This is a genomic window from Sphingobium sp. AP50, from assembly GCF_900109095.1.
Lineage (GTDB): Bacteria > Pseudomonadota > Alphaproteobacteria > Sphingomonadales > Sphingomonadaceae > Sphingobium.
This window is the reverse complement of sequence record NZ_FNYZ01000039.1, coordinates 1-21,570: the sequence shown is the minus strand read 5'-3', so window position 1 is coordinate 21,570 and position 21,570 is coordinate 1. Positions and strand designations below refer to the sequence as shown.

General features: G+C 61.3%; 19 protein-coding genes and 2 tRNA genes. 14 read left to right on the top strand and 7 right to left on the bottom strand.

The genetic code is table 11. The features are described 5' to 3' along the window. Positions 1-310 precede the first annotated feature (310 nt). The 7 genes from BMY84_RS28135 to BMY84_RS28105 all read left to right on the top strand — a co-directional run bounded on the left by BMY84_RS28135 (position 311) and on the right by BMY84_RS28105 (position 7,108). Positions 311-589 carry a hypothetical protein gene (locus tag BMY84_RS28135; RefSeq protein WP_093088416.1) on the top strand — a complete coding sequence of 93 codons (279 nt, stop codon included), beginning with the start codon at positions 311-313 and terminating at the stop codon, positions 587-589. Between the two features lie 55 nt (positions 590-644). Next, positions 645-1,346 (top strand): NAD-dependent deacylase, encoded by a 702-nt coding sequence (locus BMY84_RS28130; protein ID WP_093088414.1) that lies wholly within the window; start codon positions 645-647, stop codon positions 1,344-1,346. Between the two features lie 81 nt (positions 1,347-1,427). Then, a complete protein-coding gene (locus BMY84_RS28125) occupies positions 1,428-2,180 on the top strand; it encodes a class I SAM-dependent methyltransferase (protein WP_093088413.1) in 753 nt (250 codons plus the stop codon). Between the two features lie 14 nt (positions 2,181-2,194). Continuing rightward, the gene (locus BMY84_RS28120; protein ID WP_093088411.1) at positions 2,195-3,478 is read left to right on the top strand and encodes a hypothetical protein; all 1,284 of its coding nucleotides are present in this window, start codon (positions 2,195-2,197) and stop codon (positions 3,476-3,478) included. After that, a complete protein-coding gene (locus BMY84_RS28115; protein WP_093088410.1) occupies positions 3,475-4,620 on the top strand; it encodes a glycosyltransferase family 4 protein in 1,146 nt (381 codons plus the stop codon). Before BMY84_RS28120 ends, BMY84_RS28115 begins: the two co-directional genes overlap by 4 nt. Continuing rightward, positions 4,617-5,363, top strand: coding sequence for an FkbM family methyltransferase (locus tag BMY84_RS28110; RefSeq protein WP_093088408.1), 747 nt, complete (start codon positions 4,617-4,619; stop codon positions 5,361-5,363). Before BMY84_RS28115 ends, BMY84_RS28110 begins: the two co-directional genes overlap by 4 nt. Before the next feature lie 2 nt (positions 5,364-5,365). Further along, positions 5,366-7,108, top strand: coding sequence for an MFS transporter (locus BMY84_RS28105; RefSeq protein ID WP_093088406.1), 1,743 nt, complete (start codon positions 5,366-5,368; stop codon positions 7,106-7,108). Positions 7,109-7,293: 185 nt separating this feature from the next. Here BMY84_RS28105 and BMY84_RS28100 read toward each other — a convergent pair whose 3' ends face one another. From BMY84_RS28100 to BMY84_RS28090, 3 genes are all read right to left on the bottom strand, one after another. Continuing rightward, a complete protein-coding gene (locus BMY84_RS28100; protein ID WP_093088405.1) occupies positions 7,294-8,319 on the bottom strand; it encodes a FecR family protein in 1,026 nt (341 codons plus the stop codon). After that, positions 8,237-8,842, bottom strand: a complete 606-nt coding sequence (locus tag BMY84_RS28095) for an RNA polymerase sigma factor (protein WP_093020695.1) — start codon at positions 8,840-8,842, stop codon at positions 8,237-8,239. The genes BMY84_RS28100 and BMY84_RS28095 overlap by 83 nt, the downstream gene beginning before the upstream one ends. Before the next feature lie 187 nt (positions 8,843-9,029). Then, positions 9,030-9,227 (bottom strand): hypothetical protein, encoded by a 198-nt coding sequence (locus tag BMY84_RS28090; protein WP_093088403.1) that lies wholly within the window; start codon positions 9,225-9,227, stop codon positions 9,030-9,032. A 123-nt stretch (positions 9,228-9,350) separates the two neighbouring features. Here BMY84_RS28090 and BMY84_RS28085 point away from each other — a divergent pair. From BMY84_RS28085 to BMY84_RS28075, 3 genes are all read left to right on the top strand, one after another. Next, positions 9,351-9,435 (top strand) — tRNA-Leu (locus BMY84_RS28085). 59 nt (positions 9,436-9,494) lie between these two features. Next, on the top strand, positions 9,495-11,123 hold the full coding sequence (gene tig, locus BMY84_RS28080) for a trigger factor (RefSeq protein WP_093088402.1): 1,629 nt from the start codon (positions 9,495-9,497) through the stop codon (positions 11,121-11,123). Positions 11,124-11,264: 141 nt separating this feature from the next. Continuing rightward, positions 11,265-12,239: a glycosyltransferase family 2 protein gene (locus tag BMY84_RS28075; RefSeq protein WP_093088400.1), complete on the top strand. Its 975-nt coding sequence runs from the start codon at positions 11,265-11,267 to the stop codon at positions 12,237-12,239. On the opposite strand, the gene BMY84_RS28070 is transcribed toward BMY84_RS28075, so the two are convergent. Further along, positions 12,219-12,482, bottom strand: a complete 264-nt coding sequence (locus BMY84_RS28070) for a hypothetical protein (protein ID WP_093088399.1) — start codon at positions 12,480-12,482, stop codon at positions 12,219-12,221. The genes BMY84_RS28075 and BMY84_RS28070 overlap by 21 nt on opposite strands. Before the next feature lie 180 nt (positions 12,483-12,662). Between BMY84_RS28070 and BMY84_RS28065 the strand changes: the two genes are divergently transcribed. The 3 genes from BMY84_RS28065 (at position 12,663) to BMY84_RS28055 (ending at position 17,674) form a co-directional block, all read left to right on the top strand. Further along, positions 12,663-13,298, top strand: a complete 636-nt coding sequence (locus BMY84_RS28065; protein ID WP_093088397.1) for an ATP-dependent Clp protease proteolytic subunit — start codon at positions 12,663-12,665, stop codon at positions 13,296-13,298. Between the two features lie 140 nt (positions 13,299-13,438). After that, complete coding sequence (clpX, locus tag BMY84_RS28060; RefSeq protein ID WP_093020672.1) at positions 13,439-14,704, top strand: ATP-dependent Clp protease ATP-binding subunit ClpX; 1,266 nt, start codon at positions 13,439-13,441, stop codon at positions 14,702-14,704. A gap of 372 nt (positions 14,705-15,076) precedes the next feature. Beyond that, positions 15,077-17,674 carry a TonB-dependent receptor gene (locus BMY84_RS28055; RefSeq protein ID WP_093088396.1) on the top strand — a complete coding sequence of 866 codons (2,598 nt, stop codon included), beginning with the start codon at positions 15,077-15,079 and terminating at the stop codon, positions 17,672-17,674. 209 nt (positions 17,675-17,883) lie between these two features. Here BMY84_RS28055 and mtgA read toward each other — a convergent pair whose 3' ends face one another. Beyond that, positions 17,884-18,582: a monofunctional biosynthetic peptidoglycan transglycosylase gene (mtgA, locus tag BMY84_RS28050; protein WP_093088394.1), complete on the bottom strand. Its 699-nt coding sequence runs from the start codon at positions 18,580-18,582 to the stop codon at positions 17,884-17,886. Between the two features lie 30 nt (positions 18,583-18,612). Beyond that, positions 18,613-19,902 (bottom strand): MFS transporter, encoded by a 1,290-nt coding sequence (locus BMY84_RS28045; RefSeq protein WP_093088393.1) that lies wholly within the window; start codon positions 19,900-19,902, stop codon positions 18,613-18,615. Positions 19,903-19,987: 85 nt separating this feature from the next. On the opposite strand from BMY84_RS28045, the gene BMY84_RS28040 reads away from it, so the two are divergent. Beyond that, on the top strand, positions 19,988-20,548 hold the full coding sequence (locus tag BMY84_RS28040) for a TetR/AcrR family transcriptional regulator (protein ID WP_093088391.1): 561 nt from the start codon (positions 19,988-19,990) through the stop codon (positions 20,546-20,548). A gap of 55 nt (positions 20,549-20,603) precedes the next feature. Here the strand turns inward: BMY84_RS28040 and BMY84_RS28035 are convergent. Beyond that, positions 20,604-20,678: transfer RNA gene (locus BMY84_RS28035), tRNA-Asn, on the bottom strand. Between the last annotated feature and the right edge of the window lie 892 nt (positions 20,679-21,570).

The window sequence follows — 21,570 nt, the reverse complement described above, 5'->3', positions numbered from 1 at the left end:
CAACACCCAGCGTCCGCACTCAGGCCTGGCCGGAAAAACCCCGGTCGAGGCCTATCGGCGGATCGGGCAATCAGATCATGGGGGGCATGCCCCCCCATGATCTGATGATCAAACAGGTGGCGTGAACGACAACCGGGATTAGCTTAACTTAGCCGCCAAACTGGCCAAGAAGGCGGAACCACCTCACATCATTGCAGATCGAAGCTGTGTCGAGCTAATGATGGAGGGGCAGCGACGATCATCAGTCTTAGAATCTAGCTCATAACGGCTATGTTTAAACATGAGCGATGCTAATGGGTTTGGAGGCAGCTTGATCAAGGACGTCGCGCATGTGGCTTGCCTGCTTCTTTATGGACTGCTCATAGCGGCTAGCCTGATCATATCCCTGTGCTTGCTCGCAGTCTTTACCCCCGCTGTGATGGTCGGCCATAATTCAGTTTTGCGGCAGGGGCTGGTCGCCATCGCGATTGTTGCGCCCATTCTCCATTTTTGGAATCGCCGTTTTTCGTGGAAGAGTGTGATGTGCGCAGCCCTGCTGTTGTCTTTGCAAGCTGCGCTGATTGCGGCCCAGACGTGGCTCTATCCGTAAGACCGATCGCAATATCGTTATTCTTCAGTGCGGCCTTAAAGGCTATGGCAAGCGTATGAATCATGACATTGCTAACATCGTCATACTCACCGGTGCCGGCATTTCCGCCGAAAGCGGTCTCGCCACCTTCCGTGGGCCGGATGGCTTATGGGAAGGGCACCGCGTCGAGGATGTCTGCACCCCCGAAGCGCTCGCGCGCGATCCCGTGCTCGTCCATCGCTTCTATGATGAGCGGCGGGCGAAGCTGGCGCAGGTGCAGCCCAATGCCGCGCATCAGGCGCTGGCTGCGCTCGATGCCGCATGGCCCCGCGAATTGCTGATCGTTACGCAGAATGTCGATGACCTGCATGAACGGGCCGGGGCGCGGCGGCTGATCCATATGCATGGCGAACTCAAATCGGCGCTATGCGCGGGCTGCGGCAAGGCCGTCGGCTGGGCCGATGCACTACCGCCGGGATCGGGCTGTGGCGGATGCGGGCGTCCCGCCTTGCGCCCCGACATCGTCTTCTTCGGGGAAATGCCCTATCATATGGAGGCGATCGACGCGGCGATCGGCGATGCCGACCTGTTCGTGTCGATCGGCACGTCGGGCGCGGTCTATCCGGCCGCCGGTTTCGTGCAACTGGCGCGCCATGCCGGGGCGCAGACGCTGGAACTCAATCTCGATCCGTCTGCCGGTAGCAGTTATTTTGATGAAACCCGCCTTGGCCCGGCCAGCGAACTGGTGCCGGCGCTGGTGCGCGATCTGCTCGGCTGATTGCTGCACATGCCCCCTCGCATATCGCGGCGCATATAGTATAGCGCCCGCTTCACGATCCCGCTTTGATCGGAGCAATAGGTGATTACTGTCCAGCGGGTGGCCAAGGCCGCCGGCAAGCATCTGACCAGAACCGCGCTCAAGCTGCGCAAGGCATTGGGTGCGCGCGCCACGCGCGGTTGCCCCGCCTGCGGCCTGACAGTGGTGGGCTTCTTCCGCTATGGCGACAATGGCGAATGGGGCTGCCCGGAATGTGGCGCATCGCCGCGCGAGCGACTGATGAACTGGCTGATCGGGCAGGGCGTGCTGACCGTCCCCGTGCAGGGTGCGATCCTGCACATGGCGCCCAATGAGGGCAGTCTGGTCAAGCGCTTCTCCATCGCTGCCGATTATGTCCCGGCCGATCTCGATCCATCGCGCTATACGGTGCCGCATATGCACCGCGTCGACCTGATGGAACTTGCCGACACGGATCGTTTCGACCTGTTCTACGCCAGCCATGTGATGGAGCATGTGCCCGACGACATGGCCGTGCTGCGCAACATCCTGCGCGCACTCAAGCCCGGCGGCGAAGCCTGGCTGATCGTACCGCTGTGGGACAAGCCGACCGAGGATGGCAGTTTCGACATTCCGCCGCGCGAACGGGAACGCCGCTTCGGCCAATGGGATCATGTCCGCCAATATGGTCTGGATTTCGCCGATCGCATCCGCGCCGCCGGCTTCGAACTGGAGGAAATCGACGCTGCGTCGATCGATCCGGACATCAGCCATTTCTATGCGCTGGACGACCGGCTGTTCCGCGCCCGCAAACCGGCCGAGGTCGCCCCGCGGTGAGCCGCCTCGCACGGATGGAGGGTTCCGCCCGCATCCTGGCCCTGGTGAAACTCGCCAATGTGGGGCTGGTGCTGGTCTGGGGCTTTGCCGTCACCTTCGTCTTCGTGCGGGCGCTGCCGATCGCGGAATTCCAGTCCTTCCTGCTGCTCGTCGCCTTCGGCAATTTCACCATCTCGGCGGAATTCGGTCTGACCAGCATCATTTATGCGCGGCTGCGCCAGCATTGGCTGGGCAATGGTCAGGCGCAGGCGGATGGTGGCTTTCGACTGGAGGAAATGGGCGTGCTGTTCCTCTTCCTCGGCCTGCTGGTCGCGGGCGGGACGCTGATCCTGCTCGGCGCGCTGGCGATGGGCTGGCTGGCGACGGGCATGCCCTTGCTGTTCCTGCTGTTCTTCCTGTCCGCCTGTCTCAACCTGCCTGCCTTGCTTGCCAAGCGGGCGCTGGCGGCGGTGGACGGCAATTTCCTCTGGGAAGCGCTGGATTGCGCCCGGCGCGTCGTGACGATCGGCCTGCTACTGGCGATATTGGGGGGCCTCGATCCCCGCCTGTCGCTGGCGTTGCAACTGGTCGTGAGCGTCGTGGTGATCGGCTATGCGATCGTCCATGTCCATCGTCGGCTGGGGATGGACCGGCTGCACTGGCTGGCCTTCCGTGTCGGTGGCGGACATGTCCGCGCCCATTATCTGCGCGATATCGGGGCGTCGGCGGCTTTCACCGTGTCGGACATCATCGCCTATAACGCGCCTTACTTCACCATAGCGGCCGCGACCGCCGATCCGCGCCCGATGCTGGTCTTCGACTTTTTCTTCAAGATGTCGCGTTCCCTGTCCATGCTGGTGCGCGCCATGGTGGAGGCTGCGCTGCCCCGCATCACCCGCGCCTATCATGCGGCGGAAACCGCGCGCCTGCGGCAATTGCTGGGGCGGGCGATCGGCGCGGCGATGGTCTTTGCCGTGGGGCTGGCGGCGGTGCTGCTGCTGGCGGGCGACCGGCTGTTCACGATCCTGTTCGACGGGCGCGCTACGATCGACCGGGCGGATCTGGCGCTGATCGTGCTGGCACTGGCGGCGCTGACCATCTTGTGCGTGTCTGTCTATGTGCAGGCGGCGCTGGGTCGCTTCGGTGTCTTGCTCGCCCGCTCGCTGCCGTTCCTCGTCGGATCGTTGATCAGTGCGCCGCTGGCGATGCTGCTCTGGCCGGGCCGGTTCGATCTCGCCTTCCTTTCGCTTTATGCCCTGACGCTGGTCGGCGTGGCAGGGCTGCATCTCCTGTCGCTCCGGGCGCTGGTCCGTCGATGAAGGTCGCCATGCTCGATCCGTCGCTCTTCACCGGGCGCTATGACGACAGCCTGTGCGCGGCGCTGGCAAGGCAGGGGGCTTCGGTCAGCCTGCTCGGCCGTCCGATGCGGGCGACCGATGCCATCGCGCCGCATGGCTATGCGTACCATCCGCATTTCTTCCGCCAGAGTGAAGCGCTGCGCGATCGGCTGGGCGAAGGGCGCGCCTTCCGCCTTGCCAAGGCGGCAGAATATGGCCTGGCCTGCGCGCTGGGCGACATCTCGCCGTTGACTGCCGCCGATCTGGTCCATGTCCAATGGTTGCCGCTTGCGCCTGCCGACCGGCTGATGCTGAACCGGCTGAAGGGCAAGGTGGGGCTGGTTCACACCGTCCATAATGCCGACGCCTATCATGCCGATGCGGGCCTGCAGGGGCGCGGCTATCGCGCGCTGCTCGATATGTTCGATGCGCTTATCGTCCATGGCGACACGACCCGCGCCGCGCTGGTGGGGCAGGGCGTCGACCCGGCGCGCATCCATGTGACGCCGCATCCCCCGATGCGCCTCGCGGCCGCATCCCCGCAAGACCTTGCCGCCATAACCCCGCCAAGCCTGCCGCGCCTGCTCTTCTTCGGCACGATCCGCCCCTATAAGGGCGTCGACCTGCTGATCGAAGCCTGCCTCCAGCTCTGGCGCGCGGGCCATGCTTTCGAACTGGTGCTGGCGGGCAAGCCCTTCATGGACGTCGCGCCCCTGATCGACAGCGTGACGCAGGCGGGCTTTGCCGATCGGCTGATCACCGATTTCGGCTTCCTGACCGAAGGCAGGCTGGATGCGCATATGGCCCGCGCCGACATGCTGGTCTTCCCCTATCGCCACATCGATTCGAGCGGCGCCTTCCTGTCGGCGCTGCATCATGGCAAGGCGATGGTCACGTCCGATGCGGGCATGTTCGGCCAGTTGCCGGACGGGGTTGCGGTCCGCTCGGCGGCGGGAAATGCACCCGCCCTTGCCCAAGCCCTCTTGCCGCTGATCGAAAGCGGGGCCATCAGGCAGGAATATGGCGCCCGCGCGCGGGCTTATGGCGAAGAAATGGGGTCTTGGAAGGATATGGCGGTGGCGACGATCGGCATTTACGAAACCGTGCTGGCCGGGCGCGCATGAACCGCTATCTGCGCGAACTGGCCGACCGCAAGCTGGCGCTGCGCCTCGCTATGTCGGGCCGCGTTCACCAATATCCCGAAGTGCAGGCGCTGCGACGCTTCCTGTCGATCTTCGCGGTCGATTGCCTGTTCGATGTTGGCGCCAATCGCGGCCAATATGCGACCATGTTGCGCAAGGATGCGGGCTATAAGGGCCTGATCCTGTCCTTCGAACCGAACCCGGACGTGTTCGCGCAGTTGCAGAAGGCTGCTGCGTCCGATCGCAACTGGCATGTGTTCAACATGGCGCTGTCCGATTTCGATGGCACCGCCAGCTTCAACATCATGGCCGCCGATCAGTTCAGTTCGCTGAAAAAGCCGTCCGGCGAACAGGACGCCATCTTCGCCGATCGCAACAAGGTGACGAAGACGGTGGAGATGCAATGCCGTCGCCTTGACACCATGCTTCCCGAACTGGTCGCGCAGCATGGCTTTGCCCGGCCTTTCCTGAAGATGGACACGCAGGGCCACGACCTGTCGGTCTGCGAAGGCGCGGGCGACGTGCTGAGCCAGATGCTGGGCGTGCAGACGGAACTGGGCGTGCGTCCCATTTACGAAGGCGGCACCGGCTATCGCGCGATGATCGACTGGCTGGAGGCGCGTGCCTTCCTGCCGTCCGCCTTCTTCGCCAATAACAAGGGGCATTTCCCGCTGCTCGTTGAAATGGACGGCATCTTCGTCAACCGGGCGCTGGTCGAAGAGTGAGGATGATGCCCGCCGCCGGATATGTTCAGGCACGCCGCCTGTTTCTGGCGGGGGCGATCAGCCTGGCCCTGTGGCTGGCGGTGACATTCGTCTGGCATGTGACCTATCGGCAAGGCGTCAGCCTGGCCGTCATCCTGTTGCTGGATCAGGATTTTCCGGCGCTGCTGGGGTCGCTGCTGCTGCTGGCGCTGGCGGCCCCCTGGGCGGAGGGGAAGGGCTTTTCGCTTCCCCGGCCCACCGCGCGGATCGTGGTGCCGCTGATCGTCCTGCTGGGGCTCGCCGCCTGGGCCGGCCATTATGCGCTGTTTCAGGATTATGCGATCAGCCGGGATGAGGAAGTCGCCCGCTTCGCTGCCGCCTATATGCGCGAAGGCCTGTTCGCCCGGCCGATCCCGATCGAATGGGAGCCCTATCGCCGGGCGATCATGCCCGAATTTTTCTCGCCCTTCGGCGCGGCCGATTACTGGACCGCCGCCTATCTGCCGGTGAACAGCGCCATTCAGGCGATTTTCTGGCAATTGGGCGATCCCAATCTGGCCGGCCCCGTCCTGCTGATGGCGGGCCTGTTCGCGCTGTGGCGTGTGGCGCTGCGCCTCATGCCCGATCGGCCGGACGCGGTGTGGGTGACGGTGCTGCTCGGCATATCGTCCAGCCAGCTCTGGGTCACGGCGATGACGCCCTATGCCATGACCGGCCATTTCGCGCTCAACATGGTCTGGCTGGCGCTGGTGCTGCGTGGCGGCGTGGTCGGGCACCTCAGCGCTGGCGTCGTCGCGCTGGTCGCGGCGGGGCTGCACCAATGGCATTTCCCGCCGATCTTCATCGCGCCCTTCATCCTGTGGATGTTGCTGGCCCGCCGCTGGAGCGTGGCGATCTTCCACGCGCTCACTCTGGTCGCCATCGTCATCCTCTGGGCCAAGATCTGGCCGGGCTTTTTGCTCCATGCATTGGGTGCCCCGACCGACGTTCGTCCCTCGGCCGGCGTCGCGGACAAGGTAGGCAGCCTGTTCCAGCGCCTCGGCGATCGTTGGCAGCCGCTGGTGAATATCAGCCGCTATGTCGCCTGGAACAATATCCTGATGGTGCCGCTGGCGGCTCTCGGCATCGCGGCGATGCGCTGGCGTCGGGCGATAAAGGGGCAGGAAATTGCCCTGCCGCTGGCGCTGGGCTGTCTGGCCGGATGCATGCTGGCACTGGCGCAGGGCTATGGCTGGGGATTCCGCTACGCCCATGGCTTTATCGGTCCTTTTTGCCTGCTCGCTGGCCTCGGCTGGGCGCGCTTCCGACCAGAAGGCACCATGCGGCCGCTTTTCATCGGCCTGGCCATCACCGTTCTATCGAGCGCTTTTCTGGTCTGGCGCACGCATGAATTCGTCGCGCCCTATGCCGCCAGCCACAAGCTGATCGATTCGAGCCAGGCGGATGTCGTGCTGGTCGATCCCCGTGGTGGCCTGTACGTCACCGATCTGGTGCGTGGTCGCAACGGCGTTCCGGGCAAGCCGATGGTGATGAATCTGGGGATGCTGACCCTCGATCAGGTGGACAGCCTGTGTCAGTCCTATGTCGTGGAACTGTTCGACCGCGCGGAGTTTCGGCCCTTGGGCGTCCCGCTGGCGCGCTGGAACTTGGGCCGGATGGATGCCCTGCGCGCCCATATGAAGGAATTTGGCTGCGACAAGCCGGTGCAGCCGCCGCTGCCCGAAACTTTCGAGGATGCTCTTAACGCCGCTGATAACGCGATGTAGTCCACCCAATATACGTTCGCCCTGAGCCTGTCGAAGGGCGTTACGTGCGTCGTTGACCTACGGTCGCCTGCGGCCCGACAGGCTCAGGGCGAACGGATCATTGATTTCACCTTGATCCACTCGCTTCGAGCAAGCCATCAGGCTCTCAATTTGTCGGCCTAAAACGCCAGTGCAGCTCCGCGCGATCAGCCTTCGTCGTCGCTTTCGGCCACAGGCTCGTCATCGCGATAGAGCAGCATCACCGAACCATCCTCACCGTCCACGGCGCGGATTGGCAGGCTCATTTGCAGCGCCGAGAGGAATTCCCGGCTGTCCGTCGTGCGGAAACGGCCGCCGATCCGCAGCGCGGATACCCGCGCATCACCGATCAGGATCGGCGTCTTGCGATAGCGGTTGAATTCGCCCGCCGCCTGTTCGATCGTTTCGCCGTCCAGTTCCAGCATCTGCGAGCGCCACGCCGTGCGCTGATCGATCAGCTTGGGGCCAAGCCGGGTCAGATCGATGCTGCGGGGCTGGATCACCGCGCCGCTGCCGGCCGCGACTTTCCGTCCCATGCTGCCACCCGAATGGACGGTGACAGTGCCCTGGGTCACGGTCAGTTCGATGATCGAAGGACGCATCCGTACATTGAAGGCAGTGCCGACGGCGCGAATGATGGCCGATCGTGCTTCGACATCGAAGGGGCGACTCTTGTCATGCGCCACGTCGAAGGACGCCTCGCCCTTCAGTACGCGCACCTTGCGGCCATTGTCGGTGAAGCGGACTTCCGCTTCGCTATCGCTGTTGAGATGGAGGATCGATCCGTCGCTCAGCGCGATGTCGCGCATCTGGCCGACCTGTGTTTCGTAACGGTCGACGCCACTGAATGTACGGACGGTCACGATCGCGGCGACGATGAACAGCATCACGGCAACGGCGGCGGCAACCATGATGTTGCGGGACAGGCGGCGTTGCTGTTCTTCGCTGACAATCTGTTGAAGCGGGGGCAGGGTAATCTCGGCGGCGGCGCTCTTCAGGCGCTCGGCAGCCTCCCAGGCGAACTCGGCCTGGGCGAAGGCAACGGCATGGCGTGGATCGGATTCGATCCACTCGCAAATTTCGGCTTCTTCTTCGGGACTGGGGTCGCTGTTAAGCCTGGCCAGCAGGCGCGCGGCTTCCGCTTCGATCGCGTCCCTGATCCCGCAGCTTGAACTTGGTTCCGACGCCTGCACGTTCGAAGTCCGTTTCCTCACGTTCCGCCCAGGCTCGCATAACTATTGCGATCGCTTTGGCCAGATGTTTTTCAACAGTAGAAACGGACAGAGACATCTCCTCCGCTATTTCCAGCATCGATTTTTCGTGGATGCGGCGAAGAATGAAGACACGGCGGCATTGGGTGGGCAGCGACTCGACGATCGCCTCGACCTGACGCAGCGCTTCGCGGGCATGCAGCTGGGCTTCGATATTATTCTCGCCACCCAGCAGTTCCAGGTCGGCGATGGTTTCGAAGCTCACCACCTTGTTGCGGCGCGCGGTGTCGATCACCAGGTTGCGTGCGATGGTGAACAGATAGGCTCGACCCGTCGTCACATTTTCCCAGTTTTCCGTGGCATAGGCGCGAGCCAATACCTCGGCGACCATGTCTTCCAATTCATGCGTGGATGGCAATATGCGGCGGAGGCGACCCCGCAGCGCGGCTTCCTGTGGCAGGATGACCGTTTTGAACCATTCCAATTTAGCGCGAACCCGTTGCACGTTGACCCCCTTATTTGTCAGCCGCGCCTCTCCAACATTCTTTTCTCTGTCACATTTCAATCATGGATGCAGGGGTCTGTCCAGCCGCTCCGGGGGCCTAAATTTGTACCGCTAATAAAAATGTTCCATTTGGCGTAAAATAATTGTGGATATGTCACACTCTGCGCACGGATCATGTGCCATCCAGTCAATCCGGCGGTGGCGGTAGCTCGGCAGGCGCTGAATCAGGCTGATCATAATCCGGGCCGACCGGCGTGATTTCATCGGGCTGGGTCATCGGCGTTTCGACCGGCTGATCGGGCGCAGGGAACTCATCGGGCGATTGCGGCATGATACGGTCGGGCGGTGGAACGTCATCGGGACCGGTATCTGGGCGGGTGGCCATCTCTGTCTCTCCTGCTACTATATATAGGCTACGCATGGCCGGGCAGGGCGGTTCCGCCCGCTGCGCCAGTATGTCTTGCCTATGACTGCGCTTTTCTCTATGCCGCGCCGACCGGCGACCGATGCGGGCGTGGCGAAACTGGTAGACGCGCCAGATTTAGGTTCTGGTATCGTAAGATGTGGGGGTTCGAGTCCCTTCGCCCGCACCAGTATGCCGACCGCGGCAGCGCCACCGAAATTCAGCTGAAGAAAGCGTTTGAGAGAAGAGATGCAGACTGTCGAGACGTTGAACGAGGGCCTGAAGCGCGCCTACACCGTAACCATCACGTCGAAGGATATCGACGCCCGCGTGGAAAAGGAAGTGAAGGCGATCGCACCGCAGGTGCGTATGCCCGGCTTCCGCGCTGGCAAGGTGCCTGCCAACCTGGTGAAGAAGATGCACGGCGAATCGCTTCAGCGCGACGCGCTCAACAACAGCATTCAGGAAAGCATCCAGAAGCTGATCGCCGACCAGAAGCTGCGTCCCGCTATGCAGCCTTCGGTCGAGCTGGACGAAGCTTTTGAATTCGGCAAGGACGCCGAGATCAAGGTTGCGCTCGAAGTGCTGCCCGATATCGCAGCGCCCAGCATCGAAGGCATCACGCTGGAACGCCTGACCGTCGAAGTCGCCGATGCACAGGTCGATGAGGCTGCCGGCCGCATCGCCACCCAGCAGGGCGCGCTCGAAGAATATGCCGACAGCCACAAGGCGAAGGACGGCGACACGCTGACCATCGACTTCGTCGGCAAGGTCGATGGCGAAGTATTCGAAGGCGGATCGGCCGAAGGCGTGAAGCTCAAGCTCGGCGCGGGCCAGTTCATTCCCGGCTTCGAAGAGCAGCTGACCGGCGTCAAGAAGGGCGACGAGAAGACCATCGAAGTCACCTTCCCCGAAGAATATGGCGCTGCCCATCTGGCCGGCAAGCCCGCAACCTTCGACATCACCGTTCAGTCGATCCTGAACGCCGACAAGCCCAAGCTGGACGACGAGTTCGCCAAGTCGCTGGGTCTGGAAGGCCTGGACCAGCTCAAGGAGCTGCTCAAGGGGCAGATCGAGCAGGAACATAACGGCCTGACCCGCACCTATATGAAGCGCAAGCTGCTCGACCAGCTCGCCGCTGCCCATGATTTCGACGTTCCGCCCAGCATGGTGGAAGCCGAATTCGAGCAGATCTGGCAGCAGCTTCAGCATGAAGCCGGTCATGAGGAAGATCCCGCCGCGGCCCTCGCCGAAATGGAAGCCGAGAAGGAAGACTATCGCGCCATCGCCGTCCGTCGCGTCCGTCTTGGCCTGCTCCTCTCGGAAATCGGCCAGGCCAACGGCGTCGTCGTCAACGATCAGGAAATGAACCGTCTGATCATGCAGGCTGCGCAGCAGTACAGCCCGCAGGACCGCGAACGCTTCGTTCAGTATGTCCGTCAGGACCCGATGGCCGCCGCTCAGCTGCGCGCGCCTCTCTATGAGGACAAGGTCGTCGACTTCCTGTTCGAAAAGGCGGAAATCACCGACCGCGCCGTCAGCCGTGAAGAGCTGGAAGCTGCGATCGAAGCCGAAGATGGCGATCTGAAGCCCCACGTCCATGGCCCCAACTGCGGTCATGACCATCATGACGAAAAGCCCAAGGCGAAGAAGGCTGCCAAGAAGCCTGTCCCGAGCGAAGTCGAGGGGGCTGAAGCCGAACCGGCTGCTGAAGAGGTGAAGGCCGAGGAAGCCGAAGAGGCCCCCGCCAAGAAGCCTGCTGCCAAGAAGGCTGCGAAGAAGGAAGAGGCCGTCGCCGAAACGGCTGACGAAGCTGCCGCTGAAGAGAAGCCCAAGAAGAAGGCTGCTCCCAAGAAGGCCGCTGCCAAGACCGAATAAGCCTTATCCTTGCCGATATGATGAGCGCCCGGCTTCCCTGTGAAGCACGGGCGCTTTTCATGTCGGCTATGGCATGGCAGATGAAATATTAAGGATGATGCGCCATGTCTGTGCCGAAACCGGGCAGGGCATGAGAAGGCGATGAAGGAATTTCCCGCAGTGAATAGCGAAGCCGCCATGGCCGCCCCGCGCGTCGCGGTGATCCTGCCCTGTTACAATGAGGCAGGCGCGATTGTGCAGACGGTGGAGGATTTCCGCCGCGCACTGCCCGCCGCCGACATCTATGTCTTCGACAATAACAGCAGCGACGGCAGCCGCGAACTGGCCGCTGGTGCGGGGGCCATCGTCCGCCGCGTCGGCCAGCAGGGCAAGGGCCATGTCGTGCGCCGCATGTTCGCCGACGTCGATGCCGACATCTATATCATGGCCGACGGCGACGCGACCTATGAGGCTGCAGCCGCTCCGAAGATGGTTGCCGCCATGCTGGAGGATAATCTCGACATGGTCGTGGGGTGTCGCCGGGACGAGGTGGAAGCCGCCTATCGTCGTGGCCATCGCTTCGGCAACTGGGCGCTCACCAGCCTCCTGAAGCAGCTTTTTGGCCGCAGCTTCACCGATATCCTCTCGGGCTATCGCGTCTTTTCCCGCCGCTTCGTGAAGAGCTTCCCGGTCCTGTCCGCCGGTTTCGAGATCGAGACGGAAATCAGCGTCCACGCGCTCGAACTGGCCATGCCGGTGTCGGAGGTGATGACGACCTATGGCGCCCGCCCCGAAGGGTCGGTCAGCAAGCTCAGCACCTATCGCGACGGTTTCCGCATCCTGCGCACCATCATCACCCTTTATCGCATCGAGCGGCCGATCCTGTTCTTTGGCATCATTGCCGCCTTCCTCGCGGCGCTGGGGCTGGGGCTGGCGGTGCCGCTGATCGTTACCTATCTAAAGACCGGCCTTGTGCCGCGCTTCCCGACCGCGATCCTGGTGACGGGCCTGATGATTCTCGCTACCCTGTCCGGCATGTGCGGCCTCATCCTCGATACCGTAGTGCGCGGCCGTCGCGAGGTGCGACGCCTCGCCTATTTGTCCTTCCCTGCGCCGTCACAAGATCGCTCGGTCTGATGTGGCGACCGGCACGGCAATCCTGTCGCGTTGTAGCATGATCTCATTATGGACATAGGCAGCCAACACGCGACGACGTTCAGCGACCGTGTTGAATGGCCAGCTTTCCTCGTTGCACCCCTTGAAGAAAGTGCGAGTTATGTTGCTCCGTTCCTGTCCCAACGCGCTGCGCACCAGCGCTACTGCCCTTTCGAAGTCGGGGTCCTGGACGGCGTGAGCGATGGCGGAAAACAGGTCGTTCATCTTGCATCTTCCTCCGGTCCGCGTCGACGCGCGCGCGGGTAGGGCTGCTGGACGACTCAATTTCTACCAAAGAGCATAGCTTCAGCGCAATTGCGGTAACTATGCATTCCCCCTTGAACCCACCGGCTTTTGTCCCGATGTAGGCCCTTGGGCAAAAGCAACTACCCGGAAAAGAGCAAAATGACTGATATCATGTCCGATCCCATGGCCGCGTTGGTCCCCATCGTCATTGAACAGTCGAACCGCGGCGAGCGCAGCTTCGACATCTATTCGCGGCTTCTGCGTGAACGGATCATCTTCGTGACCGGCCAGGTCGAAGACCATATGGCCTCGCTCATCGTTGCCCAGCTTCTGTTCCTCGAATCGGAAAATCCGAAGAAGGACATCTGGATGTACATCAACTCGCCCGGCGGCGTGGTGACGGCCGGCATGGCGATCCATGACACGATGAAATATATCCGTCCGCAAGTCGGCACCGTCTGCATCGGTCAGGCCGCCTCCATGGGCAGCTTCCTGCTCGCCGCCGGTGAGCCGGGCAAGCGGATCGCACTCGGCAACGCGCGCATCATGGTGCATCAGCCATCGGGCGGTGCACAGGGCATGGCGTCCGATATCGAGATCCAGGCCAAGGAAATTCTGCGCATCCGTCGTCGTCTGAACGACCTGTATGTCAAATATACCCGCCAGACGCTGGAAGCGGTCGAGAAGGCGATGGACCGCGACACTTTCCTCGAAGCGGATGAAGCCAAGGCGTTCGGTCTGGTCGACGAAGTGTTCGATCGCCGCCCGGCCGCGGCGGAAACGACAGAGGCTTAAAGACTATCTTTACCGTGGTGCGTCACTTTCACCCCTTGTGAAACGGGCGTGCCACGGTCTAGAGTGGCCTTTGGACCAGAAAATCCCTCACCGACTGCGTCTCTGGTGACTGTAAAGCGGGGGGGAAGAGAGAATGGCGAATGACTAAGCTTACCGGTTCGGATTCGAAAAGCACGCTTTACTGCTCCTTCTGCGGCAAGTCGCAGCATGAAGTGCGCAAGCTGATCGCAGGACCGACCGTGTTCATCTGCGACGAATGCGTGGAACTGTGCAACGACATCATCCGCGAGGAGACCAAGGGCGGTCTCGTCGGCAAGAAGGATGGTGGCGTGCCCACCCCGCAGGAAATCTGCGATGTGCTGGACGATTATGTGATCGGCCAGAAGCGCGCCAAGCGCGTGCTGTCGGTTGCTGTCCACAATCATTACAAGCGTCTCAACCATGGCTCCAAGCCGGGCGACGTGGAACTGGCCAAGTCGAACATCCTGCTCGTCGGTCCCACCGGCTGCGGCAAGACCTTGCTGGCCCAGACGCTGGCCAAGACCTTCGACGTGCCCTTCACCATGGCCGATGCGACCACGCTGACCGAAGCCGGCTATGTCGGTGAGGATGTGGAAAACATCATCCTCAAGCTGCTTCAGGCCTCCGACTATAATGTCGAGAAGGCGCAGCGCGGCATCGTCTATATCGACGAAATCGACAAGATCAGCCGCAAGGCCGAGAATCCGTCGATCACCCGCGACGTGTCGGGTGAAGGCGTGCAGCAGGCGCTGCTGAAGCTGATGGAAGGCACCACCGCTTCGGTGCCGCCGCAGGGCGGCCGCAAGCATCCGCAGCAGGAATTCCTTCAGGTCGACACGACCAACATCCTGTTCATCTGCGGTGGCGCCTTCGCAGGCCTCGAAAAGATCATCGGCGACCGTCTGGAAGCCAAGTCGATCGGCTTTGGCGCCCATGTCGCGGCGCCTGAAGAGCGCAAGACCGGCGAACTGCTCAAGTCCAGCGAACCGGAAGATCTGCTCAAATTCGGCCTGATCCCCGAATTTGTCGGTCGTCTGCCCGTCATCGCGACGCTGGAAGATCTCGACGTTTCGGCCCTGGTCAAGATTTTGGGTGAGCCCAAGAACGCACTGGTCAAGCAGTACGGCAAGCTGTTCGACATGGAAAATGTCGAACTCAGCTTCACCGACGACGCACTGGTAGCGATTGCCAAGAAGGCGATCGAGCGCAAGACCGGTGCACGCGGCCTTCGCTCTATCCTGGAAGCGATCCTGCTCGACACCATGTTCGACCTGCCTTCGATGGAGGGTGTGGGCGAAGTCGTGGTCGACAAGGATGTCGTCGCCGGCACCAAGGAGCCGATTCGCGTGTTCAGCGAAAAGAAGCGAGCCGAAGACGCGGCCTGATCTTTTCCGCGGAAAAAGCTTGATTAACAAAGGGGCTGGCGAGCGATCGTCAGCCCCTTTTTCGTTACGCCTGAGTGCGGTGCACAAAAAATCTCGCTGCGTTGCAAAATTGCACCAGTGTCAAATTAGGCGCTGTACGGTGAAATAAGTCATTAAACTTCAATATATTACGTTCAATTGCACAGCGTTCGGGGGCATGGCTCCGCCGGACGGGAGAGGAATGTGACGGTCCTGCTGATGCATTGTAACAAATATGCAATCAGAGCATCACAGGGCCTTCGCCAGACGCCGCCAATGGGGGGCTCCGGCTTGAAAGAGCATCACAGTTAAGAGGCGCTGCTCGCGCCACTCTTGAAAAGGGACAAGGGTCACATGAAACAGTTTCTGATGGGCAGCGCCGCGATCATCGCCGTCGCCGTCCCCTCCACCGCATTTGCGCAGTCGACCGGCTCGCAGGATTTCGAAGACACGATCGTCGTGACCGGCGCGAAAGCTGCCGACGGTATCGGCGGCGTTGTTCTGCCTGATGTGACCAAGGCCAAGGGTGTCCTGACGCAGGAAATCATCTCGAAGCAGGGCTCGGGCAACACCATCCTGAACGCCATCAACCTGATCCCGGGCGTCAGCTTCCAGAATAACGATCCCTATGGTTCGGCTGGTGGTACGCTGAACATTCGCGGCTTCGGCCCGGATCGCGTGTCGCTGACCTTCGACGGCATGCCGCTGAACGACACCGGCAACTATGCCATCTATTCCAACCAGCAGCTCGACCCAGAACTGATCGAGGAAGTGAACGTCAACCTCGGCTCGACCGACGTTGACAGCCCGACCGCCGCAGCTTCGGGCGGTACCGTCAACTATCGTTCGATGAACGGTTCGGACGATTTCAAGGTGACGATGGTCGGCGCCGCTGGCGAGTATAACATGTTCCGTATGTTCGGTCTGGTTGAAACCGGTGTGTTCACGCCGTTCGGTACCAAGGCCTGGTTCTCGGCCTCGACCACGCGCAACGACGTGCCGTTCAACAATCTCGGCAAGATCGACAAGCAGCAGTATAACGGCAAAATCTATCAGCCGATCGGCAGCAATGGCGATTTCGTGTCGGTCGCCGGTCACTGGAACGCCAACCGCAACAACTTCTTCGGCTCGCTGCCGCTGCGCACCGACACCGATCAGGGTCGCGTTGCCGGATCGGCCTCGTCGAACCGCTTCCCGATCACGAAGGACGAGCGATTCTACACCGTATCCTGCACCGCGCCGACCGCCAATGCCGGCGTTGCCGATGCGGCTGGTTCGTGCGGCACCTTGTTCGACTATCGCTATAACCCGTCGAACACCGGCAACATCCGTATCAACTCGCGTTTCACCCTGGCCGATGGCCTGGTGCTGACGGTTGATCCCAGCTATCAATATGTGAAGGCCAATGGCGGCGGCACCGCAACCGCCCGTGAAGGCTATTACGACATCAACCCGGCTTCGGGTGCCGGCAATGTCCAGAACATGGTCGGTTATTTCGGTGGCGCTCCCTATTTCGGGCGTGACCTCAATGGCGATGGCGATATGCTCGACCAGGTCAATGTGCTGGCACCCAGCCAGACCACGACCGATCGCTTCGCTGTGATCAGCTCGCTGCGCTATGACATCAACGAACATCATCGCATTCGCGTAGCTTATACCTTCGATCATGGCCGCCATCGCCAGACCGGCGAAGTTGGTCTCGTCGCTCCTTCGGGCATCGGTACGGCCTATTTCCCGGTCGACGATCCGCAGCTCGACGCTGCTGGTAATGTCCTCCAGAAGCGCGATCGTCTGTCCTACGCGATCCTGAACCAGTTCTCGGCCGAATATCTGGGCGAATTCCTGGACGAAAGCCTGACCGTTCAGGCTGGCCTGCGTGCGCCCTTCTTCAAGCGCAAACTGCAGAACAACTGCTTCACCAGCAGCGCTTCGGGCTTCGTTGAATGCTTCGGTACCGGCGCGGACATTCCGAGCAACATTGGCACGCTGAACCCGGCCTGGGCGGCGCCGCAGAAGCGTACTTACAAATATGACAAGCTGCTGCCGAGCATCGGTCTGAACTTCAAGATCACGCCGGAAGCCAGCATCTTCTGGAACTACAGCAAGGGCCTCTCGGTGCCTGGCACTGACTCGCTCTACAACGCTTTCTACTTCGCTCGCGGTTCGGAAGGCGCCAACCCGGCACCGGAAACCACCGACAGCTTCGATCTGGGTGCGCGCTACACCACCAGCAAGTTCCAGGCTCAGGGTTCCTTCTGGTACACCAACTACAAGAACCGTCTGGCTTCGTCCTATGATCCGGAACTGAACGCCGCCGTTTATCGTAACCTGGGCACTGTCGAGAAATATGGCTTCGACGGCAGCATCAGCTACACGCCGGTCCAGTATTTCACGATGTATGTCTTCGGTTCGTACCTGAAGTCGAAGATCAAGGATGACATTCAGGTTGGCGTTTGCCCGACCAACGTATCGCTCGTTGCGGGCTGTGCCACGGCCGGTGATCCGGTCTATGCGGCGACCGCTGGCAAGCGCGAATCCGGTGCGCCGGTCTACACGTTGGGTGCTCGTGGTGAAGTGAACGTCGAAGGCGTGACGCTGGGTATCCAGGCGAAGCGCACCGGCAAGCGTTATGTCTATGACACCAACCTGCCGACCTATCGCAACACCACGACTGCGCTGACCCCCGTGGAAATCTATGGCGCTGCGGCTCCGGCCTACACGCTGGTCGATCTTGATGCCCGCTTCTCGCTGGCTCATTTCGGCGCCCCTGGCACCTGGTTCCAGCTGAACGTCAGCAATCTTTTCGACAAATTCTATGTCGGTGGGTTCGGCGGCAACCTGAACCAGACCGTCAATCTGACGGGTTCTTCGACCGGCGCCTATGCCAATCCGGGCTTCGTGCAGATCGGTTCGCCGCGCGCGGTGTCGGGTTCGCTGCACGTCAGCTTCTGATCCTTACCGATCAGCATCAGACAGAAAAGGGCGGGGAGCAATCCCCGCCCTTTTTCGTTGCGTGTCGGTCGTGCCCGGCGGGCTATGATGTCCTATCGGACGCCTCCGCCCTATGATGGGGCCTGTCCAGCCACGACTTTTCGATAGGATCAGCGCTACGTAATTTTATGTCAAAATCTGCGGGAAATATGCGAAGTTAAGGGGAAGGCTTATCGCAGGCAGCTATCCAGTCCGTCCCGCTGGACCACCCCTATCCGCGCTGCGATCGTGTTGCCATAGCGGCGGGTAAAGCCGCTGGGCGCCACCGCTGCGCGCTTCTTGGGCAGGGGCAGGACGGCGGCGATGCGGCCGGCTTCCGGGCGGCTCAGCTTGCCTGCGCCATGGTGGAAATAGCGGATCGCTCCGGCCTGCACGCCATAGGTGCCGATCCCGGTCTCCGCGACGTTCAGATAGACTTCCATGATGCGCTTCTTGCCCCAGATCGCCTCGATCAGGACGGTGAACCACGCCTCCAGCCCCTTTCGGACGAAGCCGCCGCCCTGAAACAGAAAGACATTCTTGGCCGTCTGCTGGCTGATGGTCGATCCGCCACGAATGCGTCCGCCGCTGGCATTATGGATCGCCGCCTTGGCGATGGCATCCACATCGAAGCCGTGATGGCTGCAAAATTTGCCGTCTTCTCCGGCGATTGCCGCGCGAGCCATGTCCGGATCGATCTCGTCCAGGCTGGTCCAGTCCTTGGTAATGCCATTGGGGTCGAGCAGCATCGTCCAGGTCACCGGCGGCGGCACGAAGCGATAGACCACGACCATGAATATCGACAGGGCGACAAAGCCCAGAACGATCCTGATCGGAATGCTGATCCAGCGGGATCGGCGTTTACGGGTAAAAGCAGAAGGTGCGTTCATGCCGCCAGCGTAACGCGCTGGCGGCAAGGTTCAAGCAGGCGAAAGCACAGGCTGTCGTCCGCGATTGATCAGCAGCACCAGACCGGCACCGATCAGGCAGAGAATGCCCGCGCCGATGAAGGCCGGCATATAGCTGTGCCACACAGTGCGCGACAGGCCGCCGCCCAGCGCTGCGCTCGCCGCGCCCAACTGATGCCCGGCAAAGATCCAGCCGAACACGATATTCGCTCTTTCCGGACCGAAGCGCTGCGCGGTCAGCTTCACCGTCGGTGGCACCGTCGCCACCCAGTCCAGGCCATAGAAGACCGCGAAGAGCGACAGGCTGTAGAGCGAGAAGTCGCTGAACGGCAGATAGAGCAGCGACAGGCCCCGCAGCCCATAATACCAGAAGAGCAGCCAGCGATTGTCGAACCGATCGCTCAGCCAGCCCGACGCCAATGTGCCGCCGAAATCGAACAGCCCCATCATCGCCAGCATCGATGCCGCACCGACCGCCGCCAGCCCATAATCGCCGCACAGCGAAATGAAATGCGTCTGGACAAGCCCGTTGGTGCTGGCCCCGCAAATATAGAAGGACAGGAAAAGGATCCAGAAAGTCGGCACTCGCGCCGCGTCGCGCAGGACGATCATCGGCGTCGCCAGCAGGGCGCCAAGGCTGGCAGGCTGGGGTAGGACGGGCTGGATAGTCGTGTCGCCATAAGGGGCAAGGCCGATATCCGCGGGCCGATCGCGCATCAGCAGCAGGATCACCACAGCCGCGACCACTATCCCGCCGCACACCAGCAGCATCGCCGTGCGCCAGCCATGGCTTTCCGTCAGGCCGGCAAGCAGCGGCAGGAAGGCAAGCTGACCGGTTGCAGTACTGGCCGACAGAAATCCCATCACCAGCCCGCGCCGCTGACTGAACCAGCGGGTCGCCACGGTCGCGCCCAGCACCATGGCGGTGAGGCCGGTCCCAACGCCGATCACCACGCCCCACAGCAGCACCAGTTGCCACAGATGCTTCATCCCCAGCGACAACAACAGGCCGGCAATGACGATGGAAAGCGAAATCAGCATCATCCGCTGCACGCCGAACCGGTTCATGAACGCGGCGGCAAAAGGCCCCATGCCGCCAAACAGCAGAAAGCGGATTGCCAGCGCGCCACTGATATCGGCCGCGCTCCAGCCGAACTCCTTCTGCAACGGCACGATGAACACACCGGGTGCACCAACGGCGCCTGCGACCACAAGCATGGTCAGGAATGTGGTGCCCGCGACCACCCAGCCATAATGGATGTTGCGCGCAGACAGGCGAGCGACAAGTGCGGTCGAAAACATCTATTCCCCCGGGATCAGGATCGGACTGGCGTTAAATGATGAATGTCATATATAAGGTCAAGAGGCCAATGATGGGGCACAGGATATGAAGGTCAGTCGGGAACAGGCAGCACGCAATCGCGCCCAAGTGGTGGACACGGCCTCCCGCCTGTTTCGTGCGCGGGGTGTCGAGGGCGTCGCCATTGGAGAGGTGATGCGCGAATGTGGCCTGACCCATGGTGGCTTCTACAATCAGTTCGAATCAAAGGATGCCCTTGCGGCCGAAGCCTGCGCCGCGTCGCTGCAGAAGAGTGTCGCACGTTGGCATGATGTTGTGGCGGCTGCGCCGGAGGAGGCTGCCATCGCGATCGCCGCCAATTATCTCAGTGCCCGCAATCGCGATGCGCCCGAAACCGGCTGCGCACTGATCGCGCTTGGGCCGGATGCGGCGCGTCGTGGCGGCGATCTGGCCAAGGCATTTCGTCAGGGGTTTGAGGGGTTGACGGATATATTGCAGCAGGCCGGGCCTGACATGAATCGGCAGGATGCTCTGGCGCGCATGGCGCAGATGGTGGGTGCGATGGTGCTGGCTCGCGGGGTTGGGGACGCCGATCTGTCGGATGAGATATTGGCTGCCACACGGAAGGCGATGGGCGTGCGCGACTGATAACCCGATCCGCTTGGGACCGTTCGGAAGCTATCGCTTTATCAGGTCAGGAAATTGGCTCCCCGAGTAGGATTCGAACCTACGGCCATTCGATTAACAGTCGAATGCTCTACCGCTGAGCTATCGGGGAGCGACCCGGCTTTCGCCGGACAGGCCGCGCCTATGCAACGGGTCTTTCTGAATGGCAACCCCCTTGCGGTCGGGGGGCAAAAAATAAGTTACGCGAATGTCCGGAGAATATGTTGCTGAGCGGGACGGAGGGCGTCGAAATCGAATGAGGCGATTGCAGGATCGAGCCTCTGTAGCCGGGCAGCGTCCGGGTATGTAAGCCGGCGCATCGATGCCTGGAAGAATTTTGATCCAATTTCAGGATAAATCTAAAACAATTTCAATATTCTTATCCAATTAAGAAAGAAAAACTATATCACGATATCGCGCTATGGCAAGAAATTCATTGCTAAAGGTGACGGTGAAGTATTTCGAATTTTCGAATGGCGCCCTTTTGTCATTGCCTCGATAACCCACGCATGGGGTTCGCAAGCGTGATCGTGATTGTAAAGAACGTGTCAAATCAGCAGGAGGCCTTAAACCATCCCTGAGGGAACGCGCCGTCGCCTTTGTAAGCGAGCGGGGGAAGTGAGCGCCAAGGACCTCACAAGCATTGGTATCCCTCGCTGTTATCTCTCCCGCATGTCACGAAGGGCTGCTCCAGAAGACCGGATACGGCCGTTATCGGATTGCAGGCTGATTCTCCATCGACAGAGAAACGGCAGCTTAGAATCCCTGTCGGAAACTGTGGCGCCTCCGCTGCTGATGGGCCAGGGATCGCACCTCGCTTGTTGCCCCTATCCACATGTTCAATGAGCAGGTTGCAAGTCTATATGCTTGCAACCTTGGCCTTCCCATCGGGCTGGCAGTTCAGAACCCTGAGGTGGTCCCGCCTTCTTGGACAGTTTGGCGGCTAAGTTAAGCTAATCCCGGTTGTCGTTCACGCCGCCTGTTTGATCATCAGATCATGGGGG

Bases quoted from the DNA above. Each gene is read 5' to 3' on its own strand.
- BMY84_RS28090 (WP_093088403.1), bottom strand. From the start codon at position 9,227: ATGGCCACCCGCCCAGATACCGGTCCCGATGACGTTCCACCGCCCGAC.
- BMY84_RS28040 (WP_093088391.1), top strand. From the start codon at position 19,988: ATGAAGGTCAGTCGGGAACAGGCAGCACGCAATCGCGCCCAAGTGGTG.
- BMY84_RS28055 (WP_093088396.1), top strand. From the start codon at position 15,077: ATGAAACAGTTTCTGATGGGCAGCGCCGCGATCATCGCCGTCGCCGTC.
- BMY84_RS28105 (WP_093088406.1), top strand. From the start codon at position 5,366: ATGATGCCCGCCGCCGGATATGTTCAGGCACGCCGCCTGTTTCTGGCG.
- clpX (WP_093020672.1), top strand. From the start codon at position 13,439: ATGACTAAGCTTACCGGTTCGGATTCGAAAAGCACGCTTTACTGCTCC.
- BMY84_RS28110 (WP_093088408.1), top strand. From the start codon at position 4,617: ATGAACCGCTATCTGCGCGAACTGGCCGACCGCAAGCTGGCGCTGCGC.
- mtgA (WP_093088394.1), bottom strand. From the start codon at position 18,582: ATGAACGCACCTTCTGCTTTTACCCGTAAACGCCGATCCCGCTGGATC.
- BMY84_RS28045 (WP_093088393.1), bottom strand. From the start codon at position 19,902: ATGTTTTCGACCGCACTTGTCGCTCGCCTGTCTGCGCGCAACATCCAT.
- BMY84_RS28115 (WP_093088410.1), top strand. From the start codon at position 3,475: ATGAAGGTCGCCATGCTCGATCCGTCGCTCTTCACCGGGCGCTATGAC.
- BMY84_RS28070 (WP_093088399.1), bottom strand. From the start codon at position 12,482: ATGAACGACCTGTTTTCCGCCATCGCTCACGCCGTCCAGGACCCCGAC.
- BMY84_RS28120 (WP_093088411.1), top strand. From the start codon at position 2,195: ATGGAGGGTTCCGCCCGCATCCTGGCCCTGGTGAAACTCGCCAATGTG.
- BMY84_RS28130 (WP_093088414.1), top strand. From the start codon at position 645: ATGAATCATGACATTGCTAACATCGTCATACTCACCGGTGCCGGCATT.
- BMY84_RS28075 (WP_093088400.1), top strand. From the start codon at position 11,265: ATGAAGGAATTTCCCGCAGTGAATAGCGAAGCCGCCATGGCCGCCCCG.
- BMY84_RS28065 (WP_093088397.1), top strand. From the start codon at position 12,663: ATGACTGATATCATGTCCGATCCCATGGCCGCGTTGGTCCCCATCGTC.
- tig (WP_093088402.1), top strand. From the start codon at position 9,495: ATGCAGACTGTCGAGACGTTGAACGAGGGCCTGAAGCGCGCCTACACC.